Consider the following 14,450-nt stretch of genomic DNA (forward strand, 5'->3'; position numbering starts at 1 on the left):
GTAGGCTGAGTGGCTGAAGCCGAAGGAGGCCCCCATCGCCCGCCCGCCTCACCCGCTGCTCAGTCGCGATCTGATCGCGCGCACCGCCCTCGGCCTCATCGACCGCGATGGGTCCGACGGCGCGAGCGTTCGTCGCATCGCCGCGAACCTCGGCGTGAATCCGACGTCTCTCTACAACCACGTTCCCAACCGGGCGGCGATCATCGAAGACGTGCGAGCCATCGTGTCGGCGAATATCGATTCCCGCCCCCTCCGAGAGACATCGTGGGAGAACGGTCTTCGAACTTGGGCCCGATCCTATCGATCGGCGTTCGCCGGCCACCCTCGCGCCATCCCCTTGCTGATGACCACACGCTCGTCGACCCCGGTTCTCATGGCCCAATATGAGGACTTCGCTGTGGCCGCAGAGGCGGTGGGTTGGACGAGTACGCAGGTTCTGCCACTGCTGACCGCCTTCGAGTCCTTCATCCTCGGCAGCGTCCTCGACATGTCCGGTCCGGCGGTGGTCTTCGACCCTACGGGTCAGGAGGAGCAGTTCCCTCGCTTCGCCGCGGCATTCTCCTCTCTTGAGCACGAGGATCCGAACGACCCCGTGGCCTCACGAGCCTTCGAACTCGGCCTCGCCATGCTCATCTCCTCTGCCAGGCCAGAACACTACGACGCCCGCTGATCGCAGACCGCGGTCTCTCACGAATCAGGTTCGCATCGACTATGGTGCAGCTAAAACAAACGGTGTATGTTTCAGGTGTAACGCCTCGGGGCGTCACATCGACAGGTCTCCCCTGAAAGCGAGAACCATGGATTCGCGGGACTTCACGATCGTTGAAGCCGACATCGACCGGCTTCATGGCGCTCTGGAATCGGGCACGGTCACCAGCGTCGAATTGACAGCTCGCTATCTGAACCGCATCGCGTTCTATGACAGAGCGGGCATCCGGCTCAACTCCGTTCCCGTCATCAACCCCACGGTGTTCGACGAGGCTCGAGAGTCCGACGCGCGACGTGCACGCGGCACGGAGCGCGGGGTTCTCGACGGAATCCCGTTCACGGCCAAGGACAGCTATCGGGTCAAGGGCCTCGCCGTAGCATCGGGGTCACCGGCCTTCGCGGAGCTGATCGCCCAAGACGATGCTTTCGCCGTCTCGCGCCTTCGCGAGGCAGGCGCGGTATTCCTCGGCCTCACCACAATGCCGCCGATGGCCGCGGGCGGCATGCAGCGCGGACTCCACGGACGCGCAGAATCGCCGTACAACTCCGAGTATCTGACGTCGGCCTTCGGCTCCGGCTCTTCGAACGGCTCAGGCACGGCGACTGCTGCGAGTTTCGCCGCATTCGGGCTCGGAGAAGAGACGTGGTCGTCGGGTCGCGCGCCCGCATCGAACAACTCGCTCGTGGCGTACACCCCGTCGCGCGGAGTCATCTCGGTGCGCGGCAACTGGCCCCTCGTGCCGACGATGGACGTCGTCGTGCCCCACACCCGCTCGATCGCGGATATGAAGCATGTCCTCGACGTCGTGGTCGCTGACGATCCCTCCTCCGCCGGTGACCTGTGGCGCATCCAGCCCTGGGTCAGCCTGCCTCGGCCTTCCGAGATTCGACCGGAGTCCTTTGCTCTTCTCCCTGATCTTCCCCTCGACGGACTACGGCTGGCCCTCCCGAGAATCTACGTCAACGGCGACCCCGACAGCAGATACCCGATCGAGACGCGAGAATCGATCATTCAGCTGTGGACCGAGCTGCGCGCCGATCTCGAGGCGGCGGGTGCCGAAGTGATCGAGACGTCCTTTCCGGCCGCAGACAATTACGAGAAACTGCACGAGGGCGATCGCGACTTCGTCGATCGGGGCTGGGTGAGTCGCGAGTTCCTGAACGACGAGATAGGCCGGCTCTCCGCGTGGGCCCTCGACGATTTTCTGCGCCAGAACGCCGACCCGAGACTCGACCGACTCGCAGACGTGGATGCCTCGCTCATCTTCCCCCACCCGCACGGAGCTCTCGCCGACCGCTACGGCGTCTTCGACTTCGACCTCGCCTACGAGGTCTCCGAGTACGTCGCGAGCGCATCGCAGGGGGTCGCCGACGCCATGCAGATCGATACGCTCGAATCGGGCCTGCGCGGCCTCGAGAAGACCCGCCAGGTCGACTTCGAGGACTGGCTGAGCGCCGAAGGTTTCGACGCGGTGATCTTTCCCACAGCATCCGATGTCGGGCCTGCGGATGCCGACGTCAATCCAGCATCCGCTGAGATCGCCTGGCGAAACGGCGTCTGGGTGTCGAACGGCAATCTCGTTCCCCGGCATCTCGGAATCCCGACCGTCACGATTCCCCTCGGAGCGATGGCCGACACGCTCATGCCGGTCGGCGTGACCGTGGCGGGCCCCGCTCATGACGATGTCGAACTTCTCCGACTGGCAGCGGCCATCTCGAGCCTCCGACCGCGCCGGGTCACCCCACCGCGGACTCCCCCTCTCGCCGACGAAACACTGTTCCCCACCGCACTCCCGCCCTCCGCGAGCGCACTCGCGGTGCGCATCGATGCGGTCGAGGTCGAGGTGTCGAACGCACACACGACCGTGCGTTTCTCAGCTACCGTCACGGCGGGGGCGGCGAATGAGTACGCGACGTTCATCGACGGTCACCGCGTCACCGCGACACGACAGGGCCATCAGATCGTCGGCGCACGACGAATGGATGCGGACGCGTACGCGCATCCCCACAGCGAATGGCGACCGGCTTACGGCCCCCTCGTCATCGTCGTGGCGCGGAGCGCCGACGGATCGGTCGCGGGAGCGGTCGGCACGAGCATCGACGCACCCCTCTGATTCCCTGACCGACGCCACCACACGGCACCCTCCACCCCACCACCTCACAAGGAGCATCATGTCGGGCACACCCTTCGACTACTTCGCGCAGGTCGAACTTCCGACGCCGACTCTCGATGTGGCCGAAGTGCTGCACCTCGTCTCCTCGCGCTTCGGACTCGACGTCGAGGCTCGCTCGCTCGGCAGCCAGCAGGATCAGAATTTCCGCCTGTTCTCCCGAGATTCCGGCCATCCTCTCGGGGTTCTGAAGATAAGCAACCCCGTGTTCAGCGAGGCGGAGATCGACATGCAAGACCGCGCCGCCGCGATGGTGGCCGACCACGACGAGACCCTGCGCATCCCCCGCATCGTCGAAGGACCCCTCGGTCCCCTGTCTGACTGGTGGGAGACGTCAGAGGGCCGATTCCATGCACGGGTGATCGAGAACATCTCGGGCAGCACACTGATGGGTTCCGACTATCTCTCGCCCGCCGTGGTCGAACGGATGGGCGAGCTCTCGGCCCGGGTGAGCGTGGCACTCGAGACGTTCGAGCACGTGGCGACGAGTCGAGTTCTGCAATGGGATCTGCGCTACGCGCGACGCGTCGTCGAGACCCTGCTGCCTCTCGAACCCGACGCATCCGTTCGAACGTTCGTGCAGCAGTCGGCGGAGCGGGCGCTGCGCGCTCTCGAGCCGGTGCAGAACACCCTGCCTGTGCAGGCCGGTCACTTCGACATCACCGATGACAACGTACTGAGGCCTGTCGGGGAGCGGCTCCCCGATGCGGTGATCGACTTCGGCGATGTGTCGGCATCATGGCGGGTCGGCGAAATCGCCATCACGGTCTCATCACTGCTGCACCATGACGGCGCGACACCGGCCACCGCTCTGCCTGCCGTGCGCGCGTTTCATGCCCTACGTCCACTCGACGACGACGAGATAGCGGCGCTGTGGCCGCTCGTGATCCTTCGCGGCGCCGTGCTCGTGCTGAGTGGTCGGCAACAGGTGCGGCTCGACGAGGCGAACAGCTACGCCGACGCCGCACTCGATCGCGAGTTCCGCATCCTCTCGGTGGCCGCGTCGGTGCCGTCTGACGTCATGACCGGCGCAATCCGAGATGCCCTCGGGCTCGAGCCTGGTTCGGCCCCGTCGTGGAGCGCAGTGCCCTTGCTCGACCCGTTCGATCGGGTGGTCGCACTCGACGGCGGCACGGTCTCGCCGCTGAACGACAACGGCGCGTGGCTGAGGGCGAGCAGCATCGACGAGGCAGCGATCGCGCAGCTCGACACCGGCGCAGAGGCGGTGTTCCTGCCCGCGTGGAGCGCGGTGCTTGCGGGGGCTCCGACCCGCACACCGTCGGCGCCCGCGACCATCCCCACCGGCACGACACTCTGGCTTGCATCCGCGACGCCGATACTCGCATCGGCTCAGGTCTCCCGCGTCCGCCCCGGTGTGATCTCGGTGACCGTGGGCGACGAGACGCTCACGATCTCGGGCGCAGGAGTCGATACAGCGGGTGGCATGCTCCCCGCGCGCACCCGGCTCTGTGTGCAACACGCGAGCGGCGAGACACCGGATGCGCCGCACCTCGTCTCCGCGGACCTCGCCGCGGGGTGGCGATCAGTGCTGGGCGACCCCGCCCCCGCCCTCGGTCTGCCCGCTGGCGAGCCATCCGCACCAGACGACGTTCTCGCCCGGCGGGAGGCCGTGCTGGCCGAGGTGCAAGAGCACTACTATTCGGTGCCACCGCAGATCGAACGAGGGTGGCGCGAATATCTTGTCGGGGTCGACGGCCGGGTGTATCTCGACATGGTCAACAACGTCGCGTCCGTCGGACACGCGCATCCGCGCGTCGTCGAGGCAGCGTACCGACAGCTGCGGTTGGTCAACACGAACTCGCGGTTCAACTACCGTGCGATAGCGGACTACGCCGAGCGGATTGCGGCCACCCTGCCCGACGAACTCGACACCGTCTTCTTCGTCAACTCGGGTTCGGAAGCTGCAGACCTGGCGATCCGCCTCGCCATGGCCACGACGGGGCGCACCGACATGGTCGCGATGCGCGAGGCTTATCACGGCTGGACTTTCGCGAGCGACGCCGTGTCGACATCCGTCGCCGACAACCCGTCGGCACTCTCGACCCGCCCCGAGTGGGTGCACACCGTCGCGGCGGCGAACTCGTACCGCGGCGAGCTGCGCGGCGCCGACGCATCCGGCTACGGACCACAGGCCGTGCAGCTGATCGACGAACTCGCCGCCGCGGGTACCCCACCCGCCGGCATCATCTGCGAGACCTACTTCGGCAATGCGGGCGGCGTCGCCCTGCCCGACGGATACCTCTCGCAGGTCTATGAAGCGATTCGCAGACACGGAGGAATCGCGATCGCCGATGAGGTGCAGGTCGGCTTCGGCCGGCTCGGCGAGTGGTTCTGGGGCTTCCAGCAACAGGGGGTCGTGCCCGACGTCGTCGCCGTAGCGAAGTCGATCGGCGCTGGGCAGCCGATCGGCGCCGTCATCACTCGTCGGGAGATCGCTGACCGCTACCGCACGCAGGGGTACTTCTTCTCGTCGACGGGCGGATCGCCCGTGTCTGCCGTCATCGGCATGGCCGTGCTCGACGTCATTCGCGATGAGGGCCTGCAGGAGAACGCTCGGGTCGTCGGCGCACACCTCAAGAACCGGCTCGAGGCACTCGGCAGGGAGCACGACATAGTCGGGACCGTCCATGGTTCCGGGCTGTATCTCGGCCTCGAATTCGTCAGGGATCGCGAGACGCTCGAACCCGCGACCGAGGAGACCGCGGCGATCTGCGATCGTCTGCTCGAGCTCGGCGTCATCATGCAGCCCACAGGCGACCACCAGAACGTGCTCAAGATCAAACCTCCCCTCTGCATCACACGGGAATCGGTCGACTACTTCGCCGATCAGCTCTCGCGTGTTCTCGTTACGGGCTGGTGACCCGCTCGAGCACCCCTCGAATACGAAGAGAAAGAGAAGGAGCCCGTTATGTGGCGCATGCCCTCAGAGACAGCCCAACACACGAGAACCTGGATGGCCTTTCCCCGTGAGGGTTTCACGCTCGGCTCCGACGAATCAGAGCGGGAGGCAGGCTATGCGGCCTGGACGGCGGTCGCACACGCGATCCTCCCCTTCGAACCCGTCTCGATGGTCGTCGACCCAACCGAAATCGCTCGCGCTCGTCGAATGCTCGACTCGTCGATCGAGATCGTCGAGGCACCGCTCGACGAGTTCTGGATGCGGGACATAGGACCGACGTTCGTGGTGGACGACGAGCGGCCGGGTACTCTTGGCGCGGTCGACTGGATCTTCAACGGATGGGGAGCGCCTGCCTGGGCCGAGTGGACGAAGTCCGCTCACATCGCACGGGTGGTCGGCGAGCATGTCGGCGCCGAGATCATCAGCTCCACGCTGGTCGCAGAGGGTGGCGGCCTCCAGGTCGACGGCGCCGGCACCGTGTTGCTGACCGATACCGTCCAGCTCGATCCTCGGCGAAACCCGTTCGCCGACAGGTTTCGAGTCGAGGCCGAGATGAACCGCACCATCGGCTCCAGCCAGGCGATCTGGCTATCGCGCGGTCTCACGCGCGACTATGACGAGTTCGGCACCAACGGCCACGTCGACATCGTCGCGACCTTCGCCTCGCCCGACCGCGTCCTGCTGCACGCCCAACGCGACCCCGCGCATCCGGATGCCGAGGTGAGCGCGCTACTTCGCGGCGAACTCGAGCGAGCGTTCGAGACCCTCGGTCGCTCTGTCGAGATCACCGATCTTCCCGCCCCGTCGACCCTGCGCGACGACGTCGGCTTCGTCGATTGGAGCTACGTCAACCACCTCGTCGTCAACGGAGGCGTCATCGCGTGCGGCTTCGGCGAGGTCGAGGCCGATGCCCAGGCACGCGCCATCCTCTCCGATGCTTATCCCGGACGCACGGTCGTGACCGTCGACGCCCGCGAGCTCTTCGCCCGCGGTGGCGGCATCCACTGCATCACGCAACAGCAGCCCGCGGTGCCTCTCGTCGCGTGACGCCCCTCCCTCAGCGCCTCGCTATCCGAAGCGTGACCAGCTGAAACGCTCGGAGCGTGAGCCGCACCCCGTCCTCTGAGTTCGAGTCGATCGCCAGGCGACGACTCGCTCGCTCCAGAATGTCGGTCTCCGTCACCTCCGCAAAAGGGAATCCGAAGGCGACGGCGCCCGTCGTCTTCGAACCGCGCGCCTCGTAGAGCCGCACGATCACATCTCCCGAACGGTCCTCGGCCAGCTTCACTGCTTCGATGACGATGGCCGGGTTCTCGCTGGTCACCACGGGGGCCACGGCCGCTCCCGGCGCCTCCCGAAGCGGCAGATTGAGACGGTAGCCCGCCTCGGCGGCGCCGAGCACATCGGGGGTGATGCCCACCGAGGTGTGAAAGACGTGCACACCCTGGTCTGCGGTGGGATCGGGAAAGGTCGGCGCGCGGAGCAGCGATTCACGCACCATCGTCGTGGTTCCTCCGTCTGCACGGGTACGTCGACCGATGTCGTGGCCGTAGGTGGAGTCGTTGGCGACAGCCACCCCGAAGCCAGGCTCGGCGGCGAACACCCAACGGTGCGCGCACGTCTCGAAGCGCGCCGCATCCCATGAGGTGTTCACGTGGGTGGGCCGATAGATGTGGCCGAACTGGATCTCGGACGCTGCCCTGTCGGCGTGCACATCGAAAGGGAAGGCCAACTTGAGAAGCTTCTGTCGCTCGTGCCAGTCGACGCTCGTACTGATGTGCAGTGTCGGCTCATCGGCGTCAAGACGCAACTCCTGCGACACCGTCGACGCCCCGAAGCTGCGGGTCACCCGAACGGCGACGCTCCCCTTGCCTTCCGGCACCAGTTCGACCGAGTCCGCGTCGAGCAACTCGACGCCGTTGCGCTGGTAGTGCTGGTCGATGTCCCAGGCATCCCATTGCGTGGGGGTATCGCGGAACAGCTGCAGAACGTTGCCTGGCTCACCCGCCGGAACAGCCTCGCGCCCCGTGCCGAGATCCACCAGCGACACGAGAAGTCCCCTGGAATCGATCTCGATCCGCACCGCATCGTTCTCGAGCACGAAGCCGCCGCCATTCGGCGTCACGCGCGGCGTCGATGCCTCCGCGCGAACCCCGGCCGAGAAGGCGGGAATGCCCGAGACCGGGAACGGCGACGGGTTGTATACGACCGGGCCACCGGCATCCGGGCCTGCCAAGGCCGCGAGCGCCGTGGCGATGACGTCATCGAGTTCCTCTCGCACGGCCGCGTACGATTCCTCGGCCACCTGATGCACCCAGGCGATCGAGCTGCCAGGCAAGATGTCGTGGAATTGGTTGAGGAGCACCGTCTGCCAAGCCCGCTCGATGCGGTCGTAGGGGTACTCCGCTCCGGTGCGGATCGTGGCAGCCGTCGCCCACAGCTCCGCCTCCCGCAGCAGGTGCTCACTGCGCCTGTTGCCCGACTTGGTCTTCGCCTGAGAGGTATAGGTTCCCCGGTGGAACTCGAGGTAGAGCTCACCCGACCAGACGGGCGGGTGGGGATACGAGGCCTCTGCCGTTTCGAAGAAGGCTCGCGGTGTGGCGATGCTCACCCGAGGGGATCCTTCCAGCGATTCGGTGCGCTCCGCGGCGGCCAGCATCTCCCGGGTCGGGCCTCCTCCACCGTCTCCGTAGCCGAACGGCACAAGCGACACGTTCGACGCGCCCTTCTCGGCGTATTGGCGCTGGGCTCGGGCGAGCTCCTCTCCCGAGAGCACCGAGTTGTACGTGTCGACAGGGGGAAAGTGGGTGAACACGCGGGTGCCGTCGATTCCCTCCCAGTTGAAGGTGTGGTGCGGCATGGTGTTGGTTTCGTTCCAGCTGATCTTCTGCGTCAAGAAGTACTTCGATCCCGCCGCGGCCACGATCTGCGGGAACGCCGCCGTGTACCCGAACGAGTCGGGCAGCCACACCTCGAGCGGCTCCACCCCGAACTCGCGCATGAAGAACGACTTGCCCGCCAGCAGCTGTCGCGCCAGAGCCTCGCCGCCCGGCATATTGGTGTCGGACTCTACCCACATTCCGCCGACAGGCACGAAGCGTCCTTCGATGGCGCGCTCACGAATCCGCTCGAACAACTGGGGATAGTGCTCTTTCATCCAGGCGTACTGCTGCGCCGACGAGCAGGCGAAGATGAAGTTGGGGTCCTCGTCCATGAGCTGGAGGACGTTCGAGAATGTGCGAGCGCACTTTCTGATCGTCTCGCGCACCGGCCACAGCCAGGCGGAGTCGATGTGGGCATGCCCGACGGCGACGACCCGGTGGGCGCTCGCGTAGGCGGGCAGGGCGAGAACCGGTGCCAGGATGCCTCGGCCCAGCTCGGCGGTTCCGCTCACGTCGTCGGGGTCCATCGCGTCGACCATGGCCTCCAGCGCCCGCAGGATCTCAGCGGTCCGCGGCAGGTCGGCGCTCAGTTCCTCCATGAGACCGAGGAGGGTCCAGATGTCCCTGTCGAGCTGCCAGACCCTGCGGTCGAGCAGAGCGATGTCCATTCTGCGCATGCGGTAGATCGGATCCGTGCCGGCCGTGGCCTTGTCGCCGACGGCGGTGGGCTGGAAGCTCCAGTCGCTACCGACATCCGGATTCGACGCCGCCTCGATGTAGACATCGACGACACCGCCGGGCCCCGCAGTGATCGGCACATAGTTGTTGAAGGGCTCGACCGCTTTGACGATTCGACCCTGCGGGTCGTAGACGAGTCCCTCCGCTTGGAAGCCGGATTGACCCGACAGGAACCCGAGGTCGACGAGGATCTCCGTGCGGGTGTCGAGATTGTTGAACCTCGACCACTCCTCCGGAACGACTCCCGTGACATGAAACCATGTCGTTCCCCAGGGCTTGCCCCACAGCGTTCCCGTCTCGAACGGCTGGAAGCCCTGATTCATCGCCTCGGCGAAGGGTACCGGCTCGTCGGGCACCTCCCAGGCGCTCATCGTGAGCGGACTGGAGCTGCGATAGAGCGCGGGCGTGATGCGCTCGCTCACGAAACGGCGGATGCGGGCGCGGATGAGCGCGGTGTTCTCGTGCACGATGATTCTCCTTGAGAGTTGACGTCAGCCCTTGATGGCGCCGGCCATGGCCGACGATCCACCGAGGACCCGCGATACGAAGACGTACAGCGTGATGACCGGGAGTGAATAGAGAAGGGAGAACGCGGCAAGCTGCCCGTAGGCGACCGTGCCGTATTGCCCGAAGAACGAGAAGATGCTCACGGCGGCCGGCAGTTTGTCTGGAGAGAGCAACAACACGAACGGTACGAAGAAGTTTCCCCAGGCGCCGATGAAGACGAAGATGAACACCACGGCGAGTCCCGGACGCATGAGCGGGATCACGATTCTCGTCAGGGTGGTCAGCATGGATGCCCCATCCATCCAGGCAGCCTCCTCGAGACTCACCGGCACGCTGTCCATGAAGTTCTTCGTCATGTAGATCGCGATGGGAAGGCTCGTCGCGGCCAAGAACAGCATCGTCCCGACGAGCGAGTCGATGAGGTTGAACGCCACGAACAGCGCGTAGACCGGCACCATCATCGCGGTGATCGGAAGGCATGAGCCGAAGAGCACTCCATAGAGAAACGGCTTGTTCACGCGCATTCTGTAGCGAGAGAGCGGATACGCGGCCAGCACGGCCACGATCACCGTGATCACGGCGCAGCCGCCGGCCAGGAACGTGCTGTTCAGCAGAGGAACGAACGCGGTTTCGGGTGTCAGCACGTCGATGTAGTTCTGCAACGAGAATGTGTCGGGCAGCTTGATCGAGAGACTTGCCCTCGTATCCACCGATGCGAGCAGCAGCCATATCAACGGAAGCGCGAAGGCGAGGGCGACGAGCAGCAGCACGCCGTTCGACGCAGTCTTCATCGCGCGTCCGCTCGGAGAGGTCATACCCATATCAATCGACCTCCGGTTTGAGCGCCCGAATGTAGGCGATAGAGAACGCCGCCCCGACGAGCAGCATGATCGTGGCGATCGCCGTTCCGAAACCGAGCTGACCGAACTGGAAGGCCTCTTGATAGGCGAGAACGGGAAGCGTGGAGCTGTCGGTACCCGGGCCGCCGCCGGTCATGACGAAGATGAGGGTGAAGACCGACAGCGTCTGCAGAGTGGTGAGCATGAGATTGGTGGAGATGCTCCGACGGATCATGGGAACGGTGATGAAGATCAGCCGTTGCCACCCGCGCGCCCCATCGACCTCGGCCGACTCCGTGATCTCGGTCGGCACGTCTTGCAAGGCTGCCGAATAGACGAGCATCGAGAACGCCGTGCCCCGCCAGATGTTGGCGAGAATCACCGAGAGCATGGGCAGGGCGTACAACCAGTTCGGCCCCTCCAGCCCGACTGCCGACAGCATGGCGTTGAGGGTGCCGGTGTCGTTGAAGAAGGCATAGGCAGCGAAGGCGGCGACGATCTCGGGCAGAACCCAGGCGGTGACAACGAACGTACCGACGATCGCACGCACCAGGCGATTCGATGTCCGCATGAGCAGCGCGAGGCCGAGGCCGAGCACGTTCTGCCCCACGATCGCCGACGCGATCAGAAAGACGAGCGTCAACAGCACCGACTTCGGAAAGTCCGGATCGGCGAACAGTGCCGAGTAGTTGTCCAGGCCGACGAAGTTCGAATTCTGGGCCGTCGATCCCGAGAGCGACGCATTCGTGAAGGAGCCGTAGAAGGAGCTGATGACCGGACCGAGGAGAAAGATCGCGAGTAGTACGACAGCGGGAAGAAGCGGAATGCTCCGCACCAGGGAGCGTCGGGCGCCGCGTCGGGGCCGGCGGCCCGGTCGAGGAGTCTCGTCTCGACCGGGCCGCTTGGCGGTGGGTGCCAGCGTTGGCAGCGACATGATTAGTCGGCGCTCTCAGTGTTCTTGTCGCCGACGATCCCGACCACTGTCTTGTCGTACGCGTCTGCCGCGTCGTCGACACTCTGTTGGCCGGTCATGACGGCCTCCATAGCGACGGTGATCGCCGTGGAGATCTGGGCATAGTCGCTGGTTGCGGGCCGGAAGTGGGTATTCGCCACGATCCCGGAGAAGAAGCCAAAGGTGGGGTTCGCTGCCTGGTAGTCAGGGTCCTTCGACACATCGTCCCGCACGGCGATCTGGCTTGCCGCGATGTCGTAGGACTGCGAGTTGTCTTTGTTGAGCGCCATCGAGATGAAGTCCCAGGCCGCGTCCTTGTTCTGCGACTTCGATCCCATCGCCAGCGTCCAGCCACCCGACATGCTCGTGGAGCCCGGCTTGCCGCCGTCCTGGGTGGGCATCGGGGCCTGGCCCATCACGGTGTTCCACTCGGGCCAGGGAGCGGTGCCGCCCTCGAGCCACGTTCCACTCAGCCAGGAGCCGTCGATGCCCATCGCCAGCTTGCCCTGCGGCAGCCACTCGCCCGAGACGAGGTTGCCCACATTCTTGTCGAGTGCCTGCTCCGGGGTCGGGCCGAGTCCGCCCTGGTAGACGTCCTTGATGAAGGCGAGAGAGTCACGGAAACCCTTCGAACCCGTGACCCACTTCTGCGAGTCCGCGTTGTACAGGGTGTCTTTGGTGCCGTAGAGCAGCATCTCGAAGCCCTGCATCGAGGAGGCCTCACCCTGCGCTTTGCCGGAGTACACGTTGAGCGGGATCACATCGGGCAGTTTCGCCTTGATCGTCTCGGCGGCGTCGAGTACGTCTTGCCATGTCTTGGGCTCGAAGGGGACGGGCAGACCCGCCTGGGCGAAGAGGTCCTTGTTGTACCAGATAGCCCTGGTGTCTGTGCCCATCGGGATTCCGTAGGTTTTGCCATCGCTTCCGAGACCCGCGCTCTTGGCGTTGTCGTAGAAGCTGTCCCACTCCGTCCACTTCGACGTGTAGTCGTCGAGGGGAGCCAGATAGCCGGCATCGCTGTCGGACTGCACGCGGAAGGTGTCTTCGTACATCACGTCGGGGGCTGTGGCCGCCGACTTGTTCATGAGCGCGAGCTTCGTGGCGTAGTCGTTCTCCTGCGCCTCGATCGGCACGAGCTCGACGGTGACACCTTTGTGCTTGGCCTCGTATTCCTTCTTGACGGCTTTCATATGCGCATCGACCTGAACGAACGAGCCGAACTTCTGATACGCCACCTTGATGGTCTTCGACTCGGTATCGGCGCCGCCCGCAGAACATCCGGTGAGGACCAGCGCCGCCACCGCCCCGAGTGACAGGGCGGATAAGAGTGATTTCTTCATTGAGCTCTCCTTTGAACCGCGGACGCAGTTCCCCTCGACACCATTGCCGACGACACCTCGTCGCTATAACTAAATCCGATGGACTAATTACTGTCAAGGATTATTTTGAACGACGATCGCCGCCCACGGCACCCCCACCACTACGAGATGAAGAGAGTGGCCGACCGGGGCGTCAGAGTGGCATCCAGAACCAGACACGCTGCCCCGACAGCAGCGCCGTCGTCCCCGATCCGAGAGCCGGTCACACTCACACGCCGAAGCGTCGCGAGCGCGGCAGAACCGTTGATGAGCTCAGGCATACGAGCCAGAAGAAAATCCGAGACACGTCCCCAGTAGGGCCCGCCGAGCACGACCTGATCGAGATCGAGCAGGTTGACGATCGTCACGATCGCCTCCGCCACATCCCTCGCGATATTGTCGATGAGGCCGAGCGCACGATCGTCACCACCACGCGCCAGCAACGCCACCCGACTGAACGCCTCGTCGATGAAGGCGGTGTCTAGCTCCGCGCCCGGATCTTCGATCACGCCGCGGTCGATGGCCGAGCGCACGATCGTCACGGGACTGATCGCGTCGCCGAGACAGCCCCGGCGCCCACAACGGCAAACGGGTCCCGTCGGGTCAACCACGATATGTCCCGCGTCGCCCGCATTGCTGGTGGGGCCGCGCACGACTTCGCGGTCCAGCACGAGGCCGACCCCCACTCCGGTGCCGTAGTAGAAGTACAAGAAGTCGTCGCGGTCGCTTCCGGTGCTCTTCCACAGCTCTCCGACCGCGGCGGCCGTCACATCCTTCTCGAGCAGAACGAACAACCCCGTAGCGGTCTCGAGTTCGTCGCGCAGAGCCACGCCGTGCCAACTGGTCAGCAGGGGCGGATCCATCACGACCCCCCTGGCCATGTCGATCGGTCCTGGCGATGCGATGCCGACGCCGAGCACGCGTTCCCGATCGATTCCCGACGACAGGATGATCTCCTCGATGGAGTCACGCATCAGCGAGATGACAGCCCCCGGGTCGGCGGCCGACGGCGTGCGTCTCGTCGTATGAGTAAGAATCTCGCCCTCGATGTTCAGCAGCACAAAGGTGAGCACTGCCGGGTCTATGTGCACTCCGATCGAGTAGTGCCCGGAAGGGTCGAGTTGAAGGATGGTTCGTGGCTTGCCCACTCCGAGGTTCCGGATGCCGGCTTCGCGGATCACCCCCGCGTCGAGCAGACGTCGCGACACATTCGACACCGTCTGGGCACTGAGTCCCGTCTGCTCGGCGATCTCCACCCGACTGAGACCTTCTGGCGTGCGACGAATGGTATCGAGCACGACGGTCTGGTTGAAGCCCCCGAGAGCGTGAAGATTCGAACCTCGTCGCATGATCCCCTTGCCCTGCACAGGCCCCG

General features: G+C 65.1%; 8 protein-coding genes and 1 pseudogene. 4 read left to right on the plus strand and 5 right to left on the minus strand.

Annotated features, from left to right (window positions below; all coding sequences use genetic code 11):
- Positions 1–73 precede the first annotated feature (73 nt).
- From B9Y86_RS17685 to B9Y86_RS17095, 4 genes and pseudogenes are all read left to right on the plus strand, one after another.
- The gene (locus tag B9Y86_RS17685; protein WP_280522317.1) at positions 74–670 is read left to right on the plus strand and encodes a TetR/AcrR family transcriptional regulator; all 597 of its coding nucleotides are present in this window, start codon (positions 74–76) and stop codon (positions 668–670) included.
- A 127-nt stretch (positions 671–797) separates the two neighbouring features.
- Positions 798–2,471, plus strand: a pseudogene (locus B9Y86_RS17085) (amidase); the annotation flags it as partial.
- A gap of 409 nt (positions 2,472–2,880) precedes the next feature.
- Entirely contained in the window at positions 2,881–5,760 is a 2,880-nt protein-coding gene (locus B9Y86_RS17090; RefSeq protein WP_085488349.1) for an aminotransferase, read from the plus strand.
- Positions 5,761–5,817: 57 nt separating this feature from the next.
- Positions 5,818–6,846: an agmatine deiminase family protein gene (locus B9Y86_RS17095; protein ID WP_085488427.1), complete on the plus strand. Its 1,029-nt coding sequence runs from the start codon at positions 5,818–5,820 to the stop codon at positions 6,844–6,846.
- Positions 6,847–6,856: 10 nt separating this feature from the next.
- On the opposite strand, the gene B9Y86_RS17100 is transcribed toward B9Y86_RS17095, so the two are convergent.
- The 5 genes from B9Y86_RS17100 to B9Y86_RS17120 form a co-directional block, all read right to left on the minus strand.
- Positions 6,857–9,886: an alpha-mannosidase gene (locus B9Y86_RS17100; protein WP_085488351.1), complete on the minus strand. Its 3,030-nt coding sequence runs from the start codon at positions 9,884–9,886 to the stop codon at positions 6,857–6,859.
- A gap of 24 nt (positions 9,887–9,910) precedes the next feature.
- Positions 9,911–10,747 carry a carbohydrate ABC transporter permease gene (locus B9Y86_RS17105; protein ID WP_085488353.1) on the minus strand — a complete coding sequence of 279 codons (837 nt, stop codon included), beginning with the start codon at positions 10,745–10,747 and terminating at the stop codon, positions 9,911–9,913.
- Position 10,748: 1 nt separating this feature from the next.
- Positions 10,749–11,699 (minus strand): carbohydrate ABC transporter permease, encoded by a 951-nt coding sequence (locus B9Y86_RS17110; protein ID WP_085488355.1) that lies wholly within the window; start codon positions 11,697–11,699, stop codon positions 10,749–10,751.
- 2 nt (positions 11,700–11,701) lie between these two features.
- Entirely contained in the window at positions 11,702–13,057 is a 1,356-nt protein-coding gene (locus B9Y86_RS17115; protein ID WP_085488357.1) for an extracellular solute-binding protein, read from the minus strand.
- Positions 13,058–13,197: 140 nt separating this feature from the next.
- The gene (locus tag B9Y86_RS17120) at positions 13,198–14,424 is read right to left on the minus strand and encodes an ROK family transcriptional regulator (protein WP_085488429.1); all 1,227 of its coding nucleotides are present in this window, start codon (positions 14,422–14,424) and stop codon (positions 13,198–13,200) included.
- Positions 14,425–14,450: the final 26 nt, after the last annotated feature.

This window comes from Agreia pratensis (genome assembly GCF_900177685.1).
Taxonomy (GTDB): Bacteria; Actinomycetota; Actinomycetes; order Actinomycetales; family Microbacteriaceae; genus Agreia; species Agreia pratensis.